The following is an 18197-nucleotide window of genomic DNA, read 5'->3' as shown; positions in this document are numbered from 1 at the left end:
GTTATTATCATGTATTTTATCATTGCAATAGTTGCCTTAGTTTTTGTGGTTCTCACAGGTATTGTGATTTCCAGGCTGCAAGGCGTTCTCTCAAGTGTTAAGAAGCCGGAATCGGCTGATGCTGTACCGGAAGGTAATGGCTGGAATGGAGCGATGTTTATTGTAATTCTTGTTGCAGCTGCCATCGGAATTACATGGTCTTACCTGCATGCAAGAGAGCACTTCTTGCCGGTTGCATCATCTGTACACGGAAGAAGAACAGATGATCTGTTTTGGTTCTCAATGGGAATCCTTACAATCCCGTTCGCATTTGTAAACTTTTTAATTTTCTTTTTTGCCTGGAAATACCAGTATAAAAAAGGTAATAAGGCTTCTTTTTACCCGGACAACCACAAGTTAGAATTGATCTGGACTATTATTCCGGCAATTGTAATGGCTATGTTGGTTTTTACAGGTTGGAAGGCTTGGTCTGATATTACATCTGATGCTCCTGCTGATGCAGAAGTTATTGAAATTACCGGAAAGCAGTTTAACTGGATTGTTCGTTACGGTGGTGTGAATGACAACAAACTTGGTAACTACAATTATAAGTTGATTGATGCTCAAAATGAAGTTGGTATAGATTTATCAGATGAGAATTCATTCGATGATTTCTTGAATCCTACTGAAATGCACATTCCTGTTAACAGACCAGTTCTTTTGAAAATTCGTGCACGTGATGTTTTGCATAGTGTATTTATCCCTCACATGCGTGTGAAAATGGATGCGGTTCCTGGTATGCCGACCAAATTCTGGTTTGTGCCGGACAAAACGACAGCGCAGATGCGTGCTGATTTAAACGATCCGAATTTCAAATATGAGATAGCATGTACTGAAGTTTGTGGACAAGGTCATTTTTCTATGAAGATTAACCTGGTTGTTGAAGACGAAGCTTCTTATAAAAAATGGTGTGCTGAACAAACTACGTTTCTTCAGACTTACCCGGAATATCTTGCGAAAGTACCTGACAACTTGAAAGCTAAGGCAATGAAAGGTTTGCCGGCTGAAACAACAACTCCGGCTGACACTGCTAAAACAGCTTCTGCGGGCGGTGGAATTGGAACAAGTGCAGCACTTCGCTAATTTTATTAATTTAAATACAAAACAGGCATATGTCAGCTATTGAAGGAATGGAAGCCGCTGTACACCACGAGGAACATGCGCACCATCACGAGGCACAAAGCTTTTGGCAGAAATACGTATTTTCTGAGGATCACAAGGTTATAGCAAAGCAATACCTTATTACTGGTATCCTTTGGGCGGTAATCGGGATTTCTATGTCCGTTATCTTCCGTATACAACTTGGACTACCTGATTCTAATTTGTCATGGTTGAAACCATTATTTGGAAACTGGATTAGCGAAACAGGTAAACTGGATCCTAATTTTTACCTTGCTTTGGTAACAATGCACGGTACCATCATGGTATTCTTCGTACTTACAGCAGGTTTAAGTGGTACTTTTAGTAACTTCCTTATTCCTCTGCAAATTGGTGCACGAGATATGGCATCAGGATTTATGAACATGTTATCGTACTGGTTCTTCTTCCTTGCCAGCGTTATTATGTTCGCATCCTTATTCTTGCAAACTGGTCCTGCTGCGGGTGGATGGGTTATTTATCCTCCCTTAAGTGCATTGCCACAAGCGCATCAGGGCTCAGGAATGGGTATGACGCTTTGGCTGATTAGTATGGCATTTTTCATTGTGTCACAGCTTTTAGGAGGTATCAATTACATCACTACGGTAATTAACTTGCGTACACGTGGTATGTCGTTTGACCGTCTTCCTCTGACAATCTGGTCTTTCCTTATTACGGCAATTTTGGGTCTTATATCCTTCCCGGTATTGTTCTCGTCAGTATTGTTATTGATTTTTGACCGTCACTTCGGAACGAGTTTCTATCTTTCTGAAATCTATATCAATGGTGAAGCACTTCCAAATGTTGGTGGTAGTCCGATCCTTTTCCAACATTTATTCTGGTTCCTTGGTCACCCAGAAGTATATATTGTACTTCTTCCAGGTCTTGGTATTACATCTGAAGTTATCGCAACAAATTCACGTAAACCAATCTTTGGTTACCGTGCGATGATTGCTTCTATGTTAGGTATTGCGTTTCTTGCCTTTATTGTGTGGGCTCACCATATGTTTGTAACAGGTATGAATCCATTCCTTGGATCTGTATTTATGTTCCTGACTCTTATCATTGCGGTTCCTTCGGCAGTAAAAGGATTTAATTACATCACTACTTTGTGGAAAGGTAATATCGTATTTACGCCGGGTATGCTGTTTGCAATTGGTATGGTTTCCTTGTTTGTATCGGGTGGTTTGACAGGAATTATCCTTGGAAACAGTGCACTTGATATTCAGCTTCACGATACTTATTTCGTTGTAGCTCACTTTCACCTTGTAATGGGTGCAGCATCTGCTTTTGGTTTATTTGCCGGAGTTTATCACTGGTTCCCTAAAATGTTTGGTAAAATGATGAACAGAACGTTGGGTCAGATTCACTTCTGGTTTACGTTTGTAGGAATCTACTTAGTATTTATCCCAATGCATTATGTGGGTATTGCAGGTTTCCCACGTCGTTATTACCAATTCACAAGTTACGATTTCACGCACAAGTTTATGGACATGAACATGTTCATCACAGTTGCTGCGATTTTGTCATTCCTTGCTCAGTTCATATTCTTGTATAACTTCTTCAGCAGCATTTTCAAAGGCAAAACTGCTCCTCAAAATCCATGGAGATCTAATACATTGGAATGGACTACCCCAATTGTACCAGGTCATGGTAACTGGGAAGGTGAAATACCAGCAGTATACCGTTGGTCATACGATTATAGCAAACCAGGTGCAACAGAGGATTTTATACCTCAAAATATTCCTTATTCTCAAACGTTGGAATCTAATTTCCCTCATGAGAATGAATTGATTGCAACCGAGAAAGAGATAGCGGCTCAAAATTTTAATGACCAGTTCAACCAAGCTCATTGATTCACGTGTTAACCGTCGTTTCCGGCGGTTAACATTGAATACTGTTATTGTCCTCTATTTCCTGATTATGGTTGGCGGGGTAGTAAGAAGTACCGGAGCTGGTATGGGATGTCCTGATTGGCCTAAATGCTTTGGTAGCTGGATTCCTCCAACGGAGGCCTCACAGCTACCATTAAATTATAAGGAGATTTACGGAGCTAAATTAAAAGGTGAAGTAATTTTCAATCCGGTTAAGACTTGGATCGAATATGTAAATAGGCTTTGTGGAGCGGCAACGGGAGTTTTGATTTTTATTACGCTTCTGGCTTCAACGCCATATTTGAAATCAAATAGAAAAAGCTTTTTTAGATATAGTCTGTTAGCTTTTCTTTTGGTAGGATTTCAGGGTTGGTTAGGATCAAAAGTCGTTTCTTCCGAATTACATCCTGTAATGATTACGTTACATATGCTTTTGGCAATCGTTATCGTATTCATTTTAATCTATCTGTTTATAAGATCATCTTATTCCGCAGAAAAGGATGGAAAGGAAATTAAAAATAAAAGTGTTATTGATAAAATAACGATTTTAGTACTCTCGCTGTCTTTAATTCAGATTTTATTAGGAACGCAGGTTCGTGAGACAATGGATGAAGTAATTCGTTCATTGGGATATTCTGAAAGAGCGGAGTGGATTGCAGCATTGGGAATACCTTTTTACGTTCACAGGTCCTTTTCAATACTGGTACTTGTTTCAAATGTGTTCTGGATAAATAAAATCAATCATTCGATTGAAGGAGAATCCAGGATCAAACAAATGGGAAAAGGTTGTCTGGCTATTTTAGGACTGGAAATATTGACTGGTATTGTGATGGCTTACTTTGGAGTACCACCTTTTGCGCAGCCAGTCCATTTGACGTTAGCGATAATCATGATTGGTTTGCAATTTATGATGTGGTTATTGATGAATGCGAATCAGCTGTCATGGAGTAATGACATTGTTAAATTGAGTAAGGATTTAGTGTAGTTGGAAATGAGTAAAATAATGACATCAGCACAAGAAAATTTAGATTTAAAAGTCGGAGATAAAGTAAAAGCTTTGTTTGAATTACTGAAATTCAGACTTGCATTTTTAATCGCTTTTTCCGGTGCGATGGGTTATAGCTTAGGAGCCAGCAGTGTCAGCTGGATTAAAATCGTTCTTTTCTGTATTGCTTCAATTGGAATTACAGGTGCTGCTAATATCATCAACCAGATACTTGAAATAGATCTGGATAAAATGATGAAGAGAACAGAAAATCGTCCTTTACCAAGTGGCAGAGTGACTATTGAACAAGCTATTATCTGGGCTGTATTTCTTGGAGTTTCATCGCTTTTTATTTTCGTTGTTTACTTCAATTTGATTAGTGCTCTTCTCGCTTTATTATCGCTTGTTTTATACGGATTTGTCTATACTCCTTTGAAACGCGTCGGTCCGATTGCCGTTTTTGTAGGAGCTTTTCCGGGAGCATTTCCGCCAATGATTGGATGGGTAGCAGCTACGAATCATTTCGGTCTTGAACCAGGGATTTTATTTGCAATTCAATTTTTCTGGCAGTTCCCGCATTTTTGGGCGATTGCCTGGGTTTTGGATGACGATTACAAACGTGCAGGTTTTAAATTATTACCAGCAAATGGTTTGAAAGATGCAGATACAACGATGCAAATCATGATTTACACGTTATTTTTGCTTCCGATAGGTTGGTTACCTTATCAATTAGGTATGACAGGCATCAACTCTGCTTTCGTAGCAACAGTCTTTGGCGTACTATTCCTTGCTCAGACATTTCATTTAATGAGGAAATGTTCTGACAAAACAGCTCGTCAATTAATGTTTGGTTCCTTTATATATTTGCCTATTGTTCAGATTGCGTTTTTGTTGGATAAATTGTGATATAGTATTTAAGTGAAATGGAAAATATTCAGCAGTTAAAAGTAGATAAAGAACCCCAGGAGACATTGGCTATGGATCCAATGAAGTTTATCCTTTGGTTGTTTTTGGTTAGTATAATCATGCTTTTTGCATCTCAGACAAGTGCTTATCTTGTAAGAAGAGCAGAAGGTAACTGGCTTGAATTCGAGATGCCTAAGATTTTCTGGTACAGTTCTGCTGTATTGGTGGTTAGCAGTCTTTCTATGCAGTGGGCTTACTTCGCCGCAAAAAAAGATGATTTCAAGACTTTGAAAATAGCAATTTCTGTTACTTTTGCACTTGGATTGGCATTCTTATGGATGCAGTTTCAGGGATGGAAAGACTTGGTTGCAGCGAATGTTTATTTTGTGGGAAATCCTTCTGGTTCATTTTTTTATGTATTTACGGGATTACACGGATTTCATATTATAAGCGGTCTTATTGTACTGCTTTTTGCATGGAGAGCAGTGTTTCGCTTTAAAGTGCATTCCAAGAGTTTGAGACAAATACAGATTTGTGCTACATATTGGCATTTTCTGGATTTACTTTGGTTATATCTTTTTGTTTTTTTATTGACTTTTAATTGATAATTTTTCACCAATGGCTGCACATGTAACAACACCTGGCACGGTAGAACCCAAAATGTGGATGGGCGGGATCGAGCCTATGAAAGCGAGTTACGGGAAATTGATGATGTGGTTCTTCCTCATCTCAGATACTTTTACTTTCTCCGCCTTGCTGGTGGCTTATGGAACGGCTCGTTTCAGTTTTCCTTCTTTTGCAGGAAAAGCAGCAGATTTTACTTTTTCAGATCTGTACTGGCCAATACCTGAAAAAGTATACGAATCTGTGCCATTTATGCACGGAATTTCGTTACCATTGGTTTTCGTTGGAATTATGACATTTATTCTTATTGCAAGTAGTGTTACAATGGTACTTGCAGTAGAAGCCGGCCACCGCATGGACCGTGCAAATGTTGAAAAATATATGCTTTGGACAATTCTTGGAGGTTTTACGTTCCTTGGATGCCAGGCTTGGGAATGGAGTCACTTTATCCACGGAACAGAAGCTGGTTCGATGATGAAGGTTTTTGAAAACGGTACATTTGTTGAGAAAGTAATTCACGGAGCTAATTTGACTCAGAATCAATATGGTCCTCCGGCATTTGCAGATTTCTTCTTCTTCATTACCGGATTTCACGGAACGCACGTATTTAGTGGGGTTATTTTGAATATTCTTATTTTCTTCCGTTCTGCAACTGGTTTTTATGACAAACGCGGAAGTTATGAAATGGTTGAAAAAGTGGGTCTTTACTGGCACTTTGTAGACCTTGTTTGGGTATTTGTATTTACATTCTTTTATCTGGTTTAATCAACAGTAGCTTATTTAATTCTAAATCATATGTCAGAAGTACATCATATACACGAGCAGGATCCTCACGCAGGTGCAGAACAGCGTAAAGCAATCTGGAAAACATTTTGGATTCTTCTTGTCCTAACATCATTGGAGTTCCTTATCGCTTTTACAGTTCCTCACGGAATTTTGAAAGTTTCGATTTTCATTATCATGACGATTGTAAAAGCATTTTATATTGTAGGTGAATTTATGCACCTTAAGCATGAAACTAAAACGTTAATCTGGTCGATACTTGTTCCTATCATTTTTATTGCCTGGTTGATCCTGGCACTTCTTCTTGAAGGACACGCTATTTTTGAAGCAGTATTCAAGTAGATAATACGTTATGATAAACTTCCGTAAAGCCGGGTTACTGATCATCACATTAGTAATTCCGGCTTTAATTTTTATTTTTTTAAAGTTCTTTGCAACCAATCATTACGATCTTCAACACTATTTCCCGATTAGTGATACTTCCGGTAAGATGGAGGTTAATCATGGAGATACGTTGTTTTATAAAGTGCCGGTTCTTCATTTGAAGAATACAAATGGACAATTGGTTTCCGAAGAATTTGGTAAAGGGCAAGTGACCGTGGTAGGATATTTACCGGAACATTGTCTGAATACATGTGAAATCGTTCTTGGACAAGTTGAACGTGTTTTTGCTTTAAGAGAAACAATTCCTTATCTGAATGTGATTACGCTGGCAGATAAATGGACGGGAACAAAAGAAAGTTATCCGCAAGCGCTGAACTCAACCGGTTGGAAAGTGTTGACAGGATCAGAGGACGAAGTAAAAAAGGCCTGGGATTCTGAGCTTAAATTACTGACGGAAGTACCAGGATCTAAAACTAATTCTCTGGAAACTAAGTTAGTATTAATAGATGCCCAGGGGCATATCAGAGGATACTACAATGCATCTGATTCGGAGGAAACCAATCGGTTGATGGCTGAAATTAAGATTTTGGATTACGAGAAAAAGGAAAATTACAAATAGTTATGGCAACTGTTGTGCTGGAAGAAAACAAAAAATACAGAAAAATAATTAACATACTGGCTATTGCAATACCTGTTGCTGTGGCTGTTCTTATCGGGATCCGTCAGAAAATAGATTTAGGTCCCTGGACAAAGGTTTTGCCTCACGTTATTGGCATGTTGAATACCGCAACAGCTATTCTACTGATTCTTGGTTTTTATTTTATTAAGGTCAATAACAGAAGCGCCCATCGTTTAATTATGACGGTGGCTTTTATTCTGGGAGCTGTTTTTTTGGTTTGTTATATTCTTTATCACATTTCAAATGAATCAACGCCGTTTGGAGGTACTGGATTTATCAGACCCGTTTATTATTTCCTTTTGATCTCACATATTGTATTATCAGTTGTGGTCGTTTGGTTTGTATTGAGAGCCGTTTATTTTGGTTACAGTAATCAGCTTGCAGAACATCGTAAAGCGGTTAAATGGGCATTTCCTATTTGGTTATACGTGAGTGTGAGTGGTGTGATCGTTTATTTACTTATTAGTCCTTATTACACATGAAAAAGTTTCTCGTAATTTTTGGATGTTTTATAGCGTTTCTTATTCTTACAATGCCTTCGGCGATGGCGCAATGCGCCATGTGCAGAGGAACGGTTGAAAGCTCGATGGGGAATGGAAGGAATAATGTTGGTGTTGGATTGAATACCGGAATCATGTATTTGTTCATGATGCCTTATCTATTAGTTGCTGTCATTGGATACATGTGGTACCGCAACAGTAAAAAAGCACAGCAGGAAAGACAATTTATCAATGCAAGAGTAAGTGAGGCGTTGAATCGTCAATAGAAAATATCATTTTTGAAAAAGGCGAAATCGTTACTGATTTCGCCTTTTTTTATGGATTCACCGACAACCTTTTTGTCAGATTAAAATAATAATTTGTTAAAAAAGTGCGTACAGGTAGGTGTAGAAATCCAGGTTATAGTCTTTATTAGTAAACAGACTTTTATGCGTTTATTTATTTTAGCGGCTTTATTATTATTTAGTATAACTGGTAATGCCCAAAGCATTTCTACGGCCAAGCCCTGGACTTATTGGTGGTGGATGGGAAGTGCAGTCACGCGGGAGGATATCAGCGCACAACTGGAACAATTTGCGAAATCGGGTTTGGGGGGAGTTCACATCATACCAATCTATGGCGTGAAAGGTTATGAATCTGATTTTATTCCATTTTTGACGGATCACTGGCTTGATGTGATGCAGCATACGGTATCGGAAGGAAAGCGTCTTGGACTTGGTGTGGATATGACGACGGGAACGGGTTGGCCATTCGGTGGTCCGAATGTCAGTAAACAAATGGGCGCCAAAACCATTAGTTTCAAGGATAATAAATGGGTTGTGGTGCCAACTAAGCAAGAGGTAAAACGCGCTGCTCCTGGTGGAGAAGGTTTAGTATTTGATCCATTCCATCCAACGGCAATGTCAAATTATCTTTTAAGATTTGAGGCTGCCTTTGTTCACGCCAAGGAAAAACCCCGGTCGATGTATATGGATTCGTATGAAGCTTATGGAGCTAATTGGACGGATGATTTTTTGAAAGAATTTAAAGCTCGACGAGGTTATTCATTGCAAGACATTCCCGAACTTTTAACAGACAGTTCAGGAAAACCGGAATCGGTTTTGGTAAAAATAGATTACCACCAGACTTTGGCTGAATTACTGCGTGAGCGTTATGCCCATATCTGGACGCAATGGAGCAAGGAAAAGGGATTTTTAACAAGATATCAGGCGCACGGCTCTCCTGGAAATCTGCTGGACTTATATGACGAAGCAGACATTCCCGAGACAGAATCTTTCGGAACCAGCAGATTTCCAATTCCAGGATTGAGAGTTGATCCGGATTATTCTGAAAAACAATTTGGCACGCCAAATCCGCTTGCAATGAAGTTTGCATCTTCGGCGGCTGATTTCTCCGGAAAAAAACTTGTAAGTTCTGAAACAGGAACCTGGCTTGCCAATCATTTTAAGGTTTCTTTATCGCAGGTCAAGCCGCAGATTGATGAATTATTTACGGCCGGAATTAATCATATTTTTTATCACGGCACGACTTACTCCCCGGTTGCAGAAACATATCCGGGATGGCTATTTTACGCTTCAACCAATTTTGGGCCGTCCTCACATTTCGCTGAGCATTTTTATTTATTAAATCAATATGTAGAGCGCTGTCAGACGTTGTTGCAGGAAAGTAAACCTGACAATGATATTCTCGTCTATTTTCCAATCCATGACCTGTGGTCAACGCCGGCGAAATCTGCTGGTGGAGTACATCTTTTAGAAGTACATCATGTAGATCGTTGGTTGTTACAATTACCGTTTGGTCAGCTGACAACCAAGCTTTGGAAGGAGGGATATACTTTTGATTACATTTCGGACCGTCAGTTAACCAGATTATCTGTGGATAAAGACGGAAATCTGAGCTCTGGTTCCTCGGTTTATAAAACCATCATTATTCCGCCTTCAACCTATATGCCGGATGAAACTCTTTCGCAGCTTTTAAAATTGGCCAGGAACGGAGCAAAAATTGTTTTTGCAGACCATGTTCCTAACAAAATAACCGGCTACAATAGTAATGAGACAAGACAAAAGTTGTTTGATTCAAAACTTGAAGAATTAACCAGTCTGAAACGAAATGTATTGGTTGAGAAAGATTGGGAAGCAGCGTTGATTAAACAGGGTGTTGTCCAGGAAAAATGGGCGAAACTTGGATTGACATTCATAAGAAAATCTCAATATGGCAAACCTGTATATTTTGTAGCTAATGTTGGTAACACTTTTCAGGAAGGTTGGATAAGTCCCGGGAAACTGACAGCGCGAGTTGAACAGTATGATCCGCTCACAAATACATCTGTTAATTTGCCTCATCGTAATGAAAATAACACCAATGAAATTTTTCTTTCTTTAAAACCTGGTCAATCTTGTTTTCTAAGGGAATCAACTAATAGCGGCGAATCAGTTACTGTTTTTATTTCTACAAAACAACTGCAAGTCGCAGGAACCTGGAAAGTTGATTTTTTGAAAGGCAGACCTTCAATTCCGGCTTCGGGAAAACTTCTTAAACCTGCTTCGTGGGTTACGCTTTCTGATACGGCGCGTTATTTCTCGGGAACTGCACGTTACACGGTTTCCTTTGATTTAAATGCTGAAATTGTTGCATCAAAAATGATAGCACTGGACTTGGGTGATGTCCGGGAAGTAGCTGCTGTGAAATTGAATGGAAAAGATGTTGGCATTGCCTGGTCAATTCCTTTTCAATTGAAAATTATTCCAGAATTGTTAAAGGAAAAGGGAAACAAACTCGAAATAGAGGTAACCAACCTTTCAGCAAATTTTATGCGTTTGAGAGATAAAAAGGCACCTGACTGGAAGAAATTCTACGACATCAATATCGTTGACATAACGTACAAGAAATTTGATGCTGCGGGCTGGCAGCCAATGCCGTCAGGATTGTTGGGTCCGGTGAGATTTTTATATTGAAGATTGTCCGAATGAGTTTTTGTTAATATGCCTAGGAGGCTCCGATGGAGCCAATATCAGGAATATCTAGGTTTTTACTATAAACAGGAAGCCACGCTGTGGTTGCAATTCGAGAATAATAAACAGAAATTTAATATCAATTGCCTTCAAGCGATATTATTGCTCCATTGGAGCATCCTGTTTATAGCAATAGAATTCTAACGTTAGCTGTGACTCCATCGGAGTCTCCTGGATTTCTGCGATGGTTACTCCCAAAGCGGATAGTGTTCCAGCTGAATTTGCTGGCCAAAGAAAATATTGGTTGACTGCTCAAAAGAAAGCGTATAATCAGAAACATAAAACTGACGTTTTCCTGTCCCTTTTTCATTCACCAGATAATGTTGTTCCAGCCAAGCCCTGAGTGAATGCGCCACGATTTCAGAAGTATCAAGGATCTCAACATCATTTTCGTAATATTTACAAATCTGATTTTTGATCAGAGGATAATGCGTACAACCCAGAATTAACGCTTCAATTGCATCCAAAGACGGATCGGAAAGATAGCTGTCAATAATACTTTCACTGATATTATTATCAAAAAAACCTTCTTCAATCATCGGTGCGAGTAACGGAGTTGCCAATGATTTCAGATGAATATTTTTATCCAGAGCATCTACTTTTTTCTTATAAACATTGGATAAAACAGTTTGTTTGGTACCAATAAGTCCAACCGTCTTACCGTCATAATGTTCTTTAATATAATCCACAACTGGATCAATCACATTCAATACTTTTGCCTTACTTCCCACATATTCCCGTACAAGTTCAAAAGCCGCCGCGGAAGCAGAATTACAGGCTATCAAAATTAATTTACAATTCTGCTGCAAAAGCATATTGCAGATTTTGATTGAATATGCCTGAATTGATGCAGTGGATTTATCGCCGTAAGGCAAATGAGCAGTATCTCCAAAATAAATGGTATTTTCATTCGGCAAAAGACGCGTTACCGCACTGGCGACGGTCATGCCGCCAATACCACTGTCAAATATTCCGATAGGAGCTGATGAGTCAAGCATTTGGTTAATCTGATATTGTACTATAATGCCATAAAGCTAAATGAACGTTTGAAATATTCCTTTTGAATTGAAAAATTATTATTCATGGAAATATTATTGAAAATTATTAGTTTATTAAAATATTGAAAATCAAACACTTAACCTGTTGCTGGTTTGTATTCAAATAATAAAATACCAAAAACTCATAAATATTTGTAAAAACCTGATAGTCACATGCAACCTCTGGGATACCTTTTAACATCTTACTATTGAAACAACATTAGGAATGGGTCGAATTTTATCATTTTTCAATCAGGAGGCACAACTCGTCAAAGCCCTTAAGCATGGAGATGCAAAGGCGCAGAGACAGGTGTACGAAAAATACGGTCCACGTATGCTGGGCGTATGCTTCCGGTATGTGGGTGATGAAATGACGGCAGAGGATGTGATGGTTGAGGGGTTTTTGAAAGTGTTTGGTAAGATTGACCAATTTAATAGTGAGGGAAGTTTTGAGGGATGGATGAGGCGAATAATGGTGAATGAGGCGCTTGGTTTATTGCGGAAGAAAAGGAATATGCCTGAGGATATTTTGTCTGACGAGGCTGCTAATATTCCTGACTATAATTATGCTGATCAGCATCTTGAAACGCAGGAATTACTGGATTTAATTGAGCAATTGCCAGTGGGATACAAAACCGTTTTCAATTTGTATGCGATTGAAGGTTATTCTCACAGTGAAATTGCGGAGGCATTAGGAATTACAGAAAGTACATCGAAATCCCAGCTTCACCGGGCACGTGCATTATTGCAAAAGATGGTTGGAGAATGGGAAAATGATTCTAAAAAAAAACTAAAATATGAAAAAACATCCAGTTGATGATCTTTTTAAAAAGAGACTTGCTTCGTTGGAAAGACAGCCTTCGGAGCTGGCGTGGGAACGGATACAGCAGGGACAAAAAAATAAATCGCGACGAATAGCCGCCTGGGTTTGGTATGCTGCTGCGAGTGTAAGTATGGCTTTGATTTCCGGATATGTGGTATGGCAAAACCAAAATGATACTTCTGAAAAATTGTCAAATCAGACGGAGATGGCAAGAGTTGAGAAAACAATACCGGAAACTAAACCAGTAGATATTCCGCAGGTACCTGAAACTATTGATCAGATAGCAGAAAAAGCTGATGTTCCGGCAAATGATTCTTCTGTCCGAATTGCACAAAATTCAAAGGTTCAAAAAGATCCGAAAATCCGGGAGGTAAAGAAGAAAGATCAGTATCAGGAAACAAAATCGGCAGTTGAAAGAAGCATTAATGCTGATGTGATACAGGTTGCAGTTATTCGCTCCGAAAAACCTGAAGAGATCAAAGCAAATAAAATTGAAACACAGCAAGCACCTGCTACTGAAAAGATTAACATTAAGCCGGTTGAAGTTGCCAAAGTTGAAGATAAAAAGGCTGACCGTACAATTTTGGTCGAGATTGAAGAGCCTAAAAATGAATTTAAAGATAAGAAACCATCGCGTTTAGCCAGAGTTTTCCGTCAGCTGAAAAATGTTCGTGAAGCTGAACCGGTTGATTGGGACGATGTTGGTTTTAATCCAAAAAATATTCTTGCAAGAGTAGATGACCGACCTAACACTAACGATGAAAAAGGATCAGGAAAAGGTGAAAGAAAAAATTAACGGTAACGCCTATTAGCCATGAAAATTAATTTTATTGCACTATTTGTAATACTTCTGTCGCTCACGCAAGTATGGGCAGGAAACGATGTAAAACCCTCCCTGAATAAGGGAAGTCTGAACGATTCGATTATAGTACGTTTTGGTAATAAAACCAGAATGGTGATCTACGGAGAGAATAAGAAGGAATTGGAAAAAATCCTGAAATATGATCTCAACGCGCTTTTGAAGGATCTTAAAGTGAGGCTTGATAGTACACAGCAGGATACCACGCTGATTGTAGAAGAATTCAGCGGGAATGATTATCTGAAAAACAAGCCGGATTTGGGTGACGATAAAAACTATGTCCGTATTGGAGGAAGAGGACTACGGATAAAAAATGGTAACAAGAGTGTAACGATTGAGCAAGGAACAGTTACGACCAGCGATGACAGTGATACTAATGGAAGTTTCGAGAGGATAGGAAGAGCTGCGAAGATGTATGTTCCGTCCTGGGGATCTAGTCCAAGAAAAGGATTTAATGTAAGTCTGGGACTGAATTCTTATGGAAGTAATACGCCAATGATGACTGGCAGCCCATCAACCGAAAACGCAATGCCAGATTTAAAACCTTGGGGTTCAAGATATATTAGTCTGGGGTATGTGGCATCGACAACCGTGGCAACCGGGCAAAAGGCGAGGCTCCATCTGGATTTTGGAATTGACTTTTCCTGGTACAATTTAATGTTTCAGGATAATATGAAAATTGTAAAATCTCAGGATATGGCTTTTTTTGAACCAGCGAAGGATGATAGCGGTAATTTGGTTTATTTAAAGAAAAGCAAATTTACCGTGCCTTATGTCAATCTAAGTTTCATGCCTACGATAAGTTTTCGTAAATCATTCATTTCACACGTAAGTGCAGGAGCCTATGGAGGATACCGTATTGGTAGTTATTCCAAGACGATTCAAGAGGGAAGTAAGGACAAGAAATTCAATCGAACCAACTTTTTTGTCAACGATCTCAGATATGGACTTGGCTTTGAATTAGGTATTCGAAGATTTCCGGATTTGTTCGTAAACTATGATTTGAACAATCTTTATGAAACAAATCGAGGCCCTGCGGTAAAAATGTTAAGTTTTGGGATAAAATTATTTTGATTATAACCTCTTGATTTAGTGCCTGCTAGAATTGTCTTTCTGGCAGGCACTAGATTTTTTTGAAAATATTTTTCCAAATAAGTTGCAGGGTATTGAAAAAGGACATAATTTTGCAGCTCCAAAAGTGAGACAAGAGGTTTTCACGGTTGTGTTGAAATGTTGAAAGGGGGTGTACCAGAGTGGCCAAATGGGGCAGACTGTAAATCTGCTGGTGTACGCCTACGGTGGTTCGAATCCATCCGCCCCCACAGTTTGAGCCAGAGTTTTCTTTATAATTACCAGAATAAAGAAAGGCACAAAACAATGCGGAAGTAGCTCAGCTGGTAGAGCGATAGCCTTCCAAGCTATAGGTCGCGAGTTCGAACCTCGTCTTCCGCTCAATTTTAAGACACCGTAAGCGATCAGCGAAAAACATTCATTTTGAAGCCCTTTTCGCTGGTCGCTTTTGGCTGTTGTTAAAGGTGAGAATAATTTCTCACGCGAATGTGCTAAACGTAGCATTTCGGAAAATATTGAAATTTTGCTGTTGTAGCTCAGGGGTAGAGCACTTCCTTGGTAAGGAAGAGGTCAGGGGTTCAAATCCCCTCAATAGCTCGGAGAATGCAGAAATATTTGTAGCATTCGAACGGGAGGTTTGAGAATGAATTAGATTCTCAGGTTAACCGGAAAGATTTTGATCCTTGCAATTAGTGTATTGGTTTTGAAGGGCTTGGTAAATGTAAGCTAAACAGGATCAATGAATAGTGTTTAATAAATTCGTAATAACTTCAAATTTTAAGCGTACTTAGGACATGGCAAAAGAGACGTTTGACCGCTCGAAACCCCACGTGAATATTGGTACTATCGGGCACGTTGACCACGGTAAAACTACCCTTACTGCTGCTATCACAACTGTGTTGGCGAAAAAGGGTTTAGCAGTACTTCGTGATTTCTCATCAATTGATAACGCACCTGAAGAGAAAGAACGTGGTATCACAATTAATACATCGCACGTAGAATACGCAACAGCAAACCGTCACTACGCACACGTTGACTGTCCAGGTCACGCGGATTACGTGAAGAACATGGTTACTGGTGCTGCTCAGATGGATGGAGCTATCATTGTAGTTGCTGCAACTGATGGACCTATGCCACAAACTCGTGAGCACATTCTTTTGGCTCGTCAGGTAGGTGTTCCTCAACTAGTAGTATTCATGAACAAAGTGGATATGGTTGATGATCCTGAACTACTTGAACTTGTTGAAATGGAAATCCGCGAGCTTCTTAGCTTCTACGATTACGATGGAGACAACATTCCTGTAATCCAAGGTTCTGCTTTGGGTGGATTGAATGGAGAAGAAAAATGGGTTAAAACAATCGAAGAATTGATGGACGCTGTTGACAGCTACATTCCAATTCCTCCACGTATGACTGATCTTCCTTTCCTTATGCCAGTTGAAGACGTATTCTCGATCACAGGTCGTGGTACTGTTGCAACAGGTCGTATCGAACGTGGAGTAATCAACTCTGGTGAGCCTGTTGATATCTTGGGTATGGGTGCAGAAGGTCTTAAATCAACTGTAACAGGTGTTGAGATGTTCCGTAAAATCCTTGACCGTGGAGAAGCTGGTGATAACGTAGGTTTGTTGCTTCGTGGTATTAACAAAGAAGATATCCGTCGTGGTATGGTTATTTGTAAGCCAGGTTCAGTTAAACCTCACGCATCTTTCAAAGGTGAAGTTTATGTACTTTCAAAAGAAGAAGGTGGACGTCACACTCCATTCTTTAACAAATACCGTCCTCAGTTCTACTTCCGTACCACGGACGTAACTGGAGAAATCACGCTTCCAGCTGGTGTTGAAATGGTTATGCCAGGTGACAACATCACTATCGAAGTAAAATTGATCAGCAAAATTGCTATGGAAAAAGGTCTTCGTTTCGCGATTCGTGAAGGTGGACGTACCGTAGGTGCAGGTCAGGTAACAGAAATTCTTGATTAATCAAGATAAATGATTTAAAACAAGTGCATTTCTTTTGAAATGCACTTGTTTTTTATAATAATAAGTTTGTATCTTTGCAGCCCGAAAGATTGGGTAGCACGACATACGGGTGTAGTTCAAGGGTAGAATAGCGGTCTCCAAAACCGTTGATGGGAGTTCGAATCTCTCCACCCGTGCATAAGCAAAAAGCAAAAATGGATAAATTTACTTCGTTTCTAAAAGCGTCTTGGGAAGAAATGACCGAGCATGTTACGTGGCCTCCCTTTAACGAGCTTCAGGCGAACACAACATTAGTGCTTGTTGGATCACTTATTTTTGCCTTCGTGGTAGGAGTAATGGACTTTGTTTTTGAAAACGCACTCAGACTGTTTTATCAGTCTTTCTAAGGTTATTTTTTAGCGACACCCCCTGAATGGTATGAGTGGATTAAATTGGTTTGTATTACGTGCTGTGTCAGGACAAGAGAAAAAAATCAAGTCCTACATCGAGAATGAAATAACACGGCAGAAACTCACAGAATTCGTTCCGCAGATTCTTATTCCTTCCGAGAAGATATACGAAATGCGTAATGGAAAGAAGAGAGTTCGGGAAAAGAACTTTTTTCCAGGATACATTATCATTTCCGCTGATTTGTCAAAAGGTGAGGTTTTACACATTATTACAAGTATTCCCGGAGTGATTGGTTTCTTAGGAAACGCTGAAGGGAATTCAAAAGTGCCGGTGCCTTTGCGCCAGTCAGAAATTAACCGGATTCTTGGTAGAGTTGACGAAGCAGAACACCACGAAGAAGCACCAAACATGTCTTTCATGAAAGGCGAAACCGTAAAGGTTGTAGATGGTCCGTTCAGCGGATTTATTGGTCTGGTGGAAGAAGTATTCGATGAGAAGAAAAAACTCAATGTAGTTGTAAAAATATTCGGGCGTAATACACCCGTTGAATTAAGTTACGCACAAGTAGAAAAGGATAATTGATTGAAAGAACGGGCAGGGTAAGCTTCCACTTGCATATAAGCCGCTTGATTAATCAGTGAACCGAACAAATTCCAAAACAATGGCAAAAGAAATAGGTGGATACGTCAAACTTCAGGTAAAAGGTGGCTCAGCCAACCCTTCACCTCCAATCGGACCTGCATTAGGATCGAAAGGTTTGAATATCATGGAGTTTTGTAAGCAATTCAATGGCCGTACTCAGGATAAACCTGGTGTGGTATTGCCGGTAGTTATTACGTACTATAAGGATAAGTCTTTTGACTTCGTCATCAAGACTCCCCCGGCCGCAAATCTTCTTCTGGAAGCATCAAAAGTAAAAGTTGGTTCGGCTCAGCCAAACCGTCTAAAAGTTGGTTCAGTTACTTGGGATCAGGTTCGTACGATCGCTGAGACTAAAATGCCTGATCTAAACTGCTTTACAATTGATTCAGCTATGAAAATGATCGCGGGAACGGCTCGTAGTATGGGTATTACCGTAGCTGGCAAAGCCCCGTGGGAAGAAAACAACTGAGC

The 18197-nt window shown here is 39.5% G+C and carries 19 protein-coding genes and 4 tRNA genes; 22 read left to right on the top strand and 1 reads right to left on the bottom strand.

The genetic code is table 11. The features are described 5' to 3' along the window. The first annotated feature begins 9 nt into the window (after window positions 1-9). The 11 genes from IEE83_RS27110 (at window position 10) to IEE83_RS27060 (ending at window position 10865) form a co-directional block, all read left to right on the top strand. Window positions 10-1122, top strand: coding sequence for a cytochrome c oxidase subunit II (locus tag IEE83_RS27110; RefSeq protein ID WP_194123899.1), 1113 nt, complete (start codon window positions 10-12; stop codon window positions 1120-1122). A 29-nt stretch (window positions 1123-1151) separates the two neighbouring features. Next, complete coding sequence (locus IEE83_RS27105; protein ID WP_194123898.1) at window positions 1152-3032, top strand: cytochrome c oxidase subunit I; 1881 nt, start codon at window positions 1152-1154, stop codon at window positions 3030-3032. Continuing rightward, on the top strand, window positions 3007-4035 hold the full coding sequence (locus tag IEE83_RS27100; protein WP_194123897.1) for a COX15/CtaA family protein: 1029 nt from the start codon (window positions 3007-3009) through the stop codon (window positions 4033-4035). Before IEE83_RS27105 ends, IEE83_RS27100 begins: the two co-directional genes overlap by 26 nt. 6 nt (window positions 4036-4041) lie before the next feature. Then, window positions 4042-4941: a heme o synthase gene (cyoE, locus tag IEE83_RS27095; protein WP_228102174.1), complete on the top strand. Its 900-nt coding sequence runs from the start codon at window positions 4042-4044 to the stop codon at window positions 4939-4941. Between the two features lie 17 nt (window positions 4942-4958). After that, the gene (locus IEE83_RS27090) at window positions 4959-5546 is read left to right on the top strand and encodes a cytochrome c oxidase subunit 3 (protein ID WP_194123896.1); all 588 of its coding nucleotides are present in this window, start codon (window positions 4959-4961) and stop codon (window positions 5544-5546) included. 13 nt (window positions 5547-5559) lie between these two features. Further along, complete coding sequence (locus IEE83_RS27085) at window positions 5560-6330, top strand: cytochrome c oxidase subunit 3 (protein ID WP_194123895.1); 771 nt, start codon at window positions 5560-5562, stop codon at window positions 6328-6330. Between the two features lie 30 nt (window positions 6331-6360). After that, window positions 6361-6690 carry a cytochrome C oxidase subunit IV family protein gene (locus tag IEE83_RS27080; RefSeq protein ID WP_194123894.1) on the top strand — a complete coding sequence of 110 codons (330 nt, stop codon included), beginning with the start codon at window positions 6361-6363 and terminating at the stop codon, window positions 6688-6690. A gap of 10 nt (window positions 6691-6700) precedes the next feature. Next, window positions 6701-7351, top strand: coding sequence for an SCO family protein (locus IEE83_RS27075; protein WP_194123893.1), 651 nt, complete (start codon window positions 6701-6703; stop codon window positions 7349-7351). A 2-nt stretch (window positions 7352-7353) separates the two neighbouring features. Further along, entirely contained in the window at window positions 7354-7893 is a 540-nt protein-coding gene (locus tag IEE83_RS27070; protein ID WP_194123892.1) for a DUF420 domain-containing protein, read from the top strand. Further along, complete coding sequence (locus tag IEE83_RS27065) at window positions 7890-8177, top strand: hypothetical protein (protein WP_194123891.1); 288 nt, start codon at window positions 7890-7892, stop codon at window positions 8175-8177. The genes IEE83_RS27070 and IEE83_RS27065 overlap by 4 nt, the downstream gene beginning before the upstream one ends. A 162-nt stretch (window positions 8178-8339) precedes the next feature. After that, entirely contained in the window at window positions 8340-10865 is a 2526-nt protein-coding gene (locus IEE83_RS27060; RefSeq protein WP_194123890.1) for a glycosyl hydrolase, read from the top strand. A gap of 245 nt (window positions 10866-11110) precedes the next feature. Here the strand turns inward: IEE83_RS27060 and murI are convergent, their stop codons facing one another. Continuing rightward, window positions 11111-11920, bottom strand: a complete 810-nt coding sequence (gene murI, locus IEE83_RS27055) for a glutamate racemase (protein WP_194123889.1) — start codon at window positions 11918-11920, stop codon at window positions 11111-11113. A 265-nt stretch (window positions 11921-12185) separates the two neighbouring features. On the opposite strand from murI, the gene IEE83_RS27050 reads away from it, so the two are divergent. From IEE83_RS27050 to rplK, 11 genes are all read left to right on the top strand, one after another. After that, window positions 12186-12776 (top strand): RNA polymerase sigma factor, encoded by a 591-nt coding sequence (locus IEE83_RS27050; RefSeq protein ID WP_194123888.1) that lies wholly within the window; start codon window positions 12186-12188, stop codon window positions 12774-12776. After that, entirely contained in the window at window positions 12757-13578 is an 822-nt protein-coding gene (locus tag IEE83_RS27045; RefSeq protein ID WP_194123887.1) for a hypothetical protein, read from the top strand. Before IEE83_RS27050 ends, IEE83_RS27045 begins: the two co-directional genes overlap by 20 nt. A gap of 18 nt (window positions 13579-13596) precedes the next feature. Next, entirely contained in the window at window positions 13597-14715 is a 1119-nt protein-coding gene (locus IEE83_RS27040; protein ID WP_194123886.1) for a porin family protein, read from the top strand. Window positions 14716-14880: 165 nt separating this feature from the next. Continuing rightward, a tRNA-Tyr gene (locus tag IEE83_RS27035) sits at window positions 14881-14963 on the top strand. Window positions 14964-15020: 57 nt separating this feature from the next. Continuing rightward, a tRNA-Gly gene (locus tag IEE83_RS27030) sits at window positions 15021-15093 on the top strand. Window positions 15094-15237: 144 nt separating this feature from the next. Continuing rightward, window positions 15238-15309 (top strand) — tRNA-Thr (locus IEE83_RS27025). Between the two features lie 197 nt (window positions 15310-15506). Continuing rightward, window positions 15507-16694, top strand: a complete 1188-nt coding sequence (tuf, locus tag IEE83_RS27020; protein WP_194123885.1) for an elongation factor Tu — start codon at window positions 15507-15509, stop codon at window positions 16692-16694. 105 nt (window positions 16695-16799) lie between these two features. After that, window positions 16800-16870: transfer RNA gene (locus IEE83_RS27015), tRNA-Trp, on the top strand. 18 nt (window positions 16871-16888) lie between these two features. Beyond that, the gene (secE, locus tag IEE83_RS27010) at window positions 16889-17080 is read left to right on the top strand and encodes a preprotein translocase subunit SecE (RefSeq protein WP_137341234.1); all 192 of its coding nucleotides are present in this window, start codon (window positions 16889-16891) and stop codon (window positions 17078-17080) included. Between the two features lie 31 nt (window positions 17081-17111). Continuing rightward, entirely contained in the window at window positions 17112-17666 is a 555-nt protein-coding gene (nusG, locus tag IEE83_RS27005) for a transcription termination/antitermination protein NusG (protein WP_090339958.1), read from the top strand. Window positions 17667-17745: 79 nt separating this feature from the next. Continuing rightward, the gene (gene rplK / locus IEE83_RS27000) at window positions 17746-18195 is read left to right on the top strand and encodes a 50S ribosomal protein L11 (RefSeq protein WP_090339956.1); all 450 of its coding nucleotides are present in this window, start codon (window positions 17746-17748) and stop codon (window positions 18193-18195) included. The last annotated feature ends 2 nt before the right edge of the window (window positions 18196-18197 follow it).

Source organism: Dyadobacter subterraneus (assembly GCF_015221875.1).
GTDB classification, from domain to species: domain Bacteria; phylum Bacteroidota; class Bacteroidia; order Cytophagales; family Spirosomataceae; genus Dyadobacter; species Dyadobacter subterraneus.
This window is presented reverse-complemented; position numbering and strand designations above follow the sequence as displayed.

Coding starts and splice junctions, on each gene's coding strand:
- IEE83_RS27110 (WP_194123899.1), top strand. CDS start 10: ATGTATTTTATCATTGCAATAGTTGCCTTAGTTTTTGTGGTTCTCACA.
- IEE83_RS27105 (WP_194123898.1), top strand. CDS start 1,152: ATGTCAGCTATTGAAGGAATGGAAGCCGCTGTACACCACGAGGAACAT.
- IEE83_RS27100 (WP_194123897.1), top strand. CDS start 3,007: ATGACCAGTTCAACCAAGCTCATTGATTCACGTGTTAACCGTCGTTTC.
- cyoE (WP_228102174.1), top strand. CDS start 4,042: ATGAGTAAAATAATGACATCAGCACAAGAAAATTTAGATTTAAAAGTC.
- IEE83_RS27090 (WP_194123896.1), top strand. CDS start 4,959: ATGGAAAATATTCAGCAGTTAAAAGTAGATAAAGAACCCCAGGAGACA.
- IEE83_RS27085 (WP_194123895.1), top strand. CDS start 5,560: ATGGCTGCACATGTAACAACACCTGGCACGGTAGAACCCAAAATGTGG.
- IEE83_RS27080 (WP_194123894.1), top strand. CDS start 6,361: ATGTCAGAAGTACATCATATACACGAGCAGGATCCTCACGCAGGTGCA.
- IEE83_RS27075 (WP_194123893.1), top strand. CDS start 6,701: ATGATAAACTTCCGTAAAGCCGGGTTACTGATCATCACATTAGTAATT.
- IEE83_RS27070 (WP_194123892.1), top strand. CDS start 7,354: ATGGCAACTGTTGTGCTGGAAGAAAACAAAAAATACAGAAAAATAATT.
- IEE83_RS27065 (WP_194123891.1), top strand. CDS start 7,890: ATGAAAAAGTTTCTCGTAATTTTTGGATGTTTTATAGCGTTTCTTATT.
- IEE83_RS27060 (WP_194123890.1), top strand. CDS start 8,340: ATGCGTTTATTTATTTTAGCGGCTTTATTATTATTTAGTATAACTGGT.
- murI (WP_194123889.1), bottom strand. CDS start 11,920: ATGCTTGACTCATCAGCTCCTATCGGAATATTTGACAGTGGTATTGGC.
- IEE83_RS27050 (WP_194123888.1), top strand. CDS start 12,186: ATGGGTCGAATTTTATCATTTTTCAATCAGGAGGCACAACTCGTCAAA.
- IEE83_RS27045 (WP_194123887.1), top strand. CDS start 12,757: ATGAAAAAACATCCAGTTGATGATCTTTTTAAAAAGAGACTTGCTTCG.
- IEE83_RS27040 (WP_194123886.1), top strand. CDS start 13,597: ATGAAAATTAATTTTATTGCACTATTTGTAATACTTCTGTCGCTCACG.
- tuf (WP_194123885.1), top strand. CDS start 15,507: ATGGCAAAAGAGACGTTTGACCGCTCGAAACCCCACGTGAATATTGGT.
- secE (WP_137341234.1), top strand. CDS start 16,889: ATGGATAAATTTACTTCGTTTCTAAAAGCGTCTTGGGAAGAAATGACC.
- nusG (WP_090339958.1), top strand. CDS start 17,112: ATGAGTGGATTAAATTGGTTTGTATTACGTGCTGTGTCAGGACAAGAG.
- rplK (WP_090339956.1), top strand. CDS start 17,746: ATGGCAAAAGAAATAGGTGGATACGTCAAACTTCAGGTAAAAGGTGGC.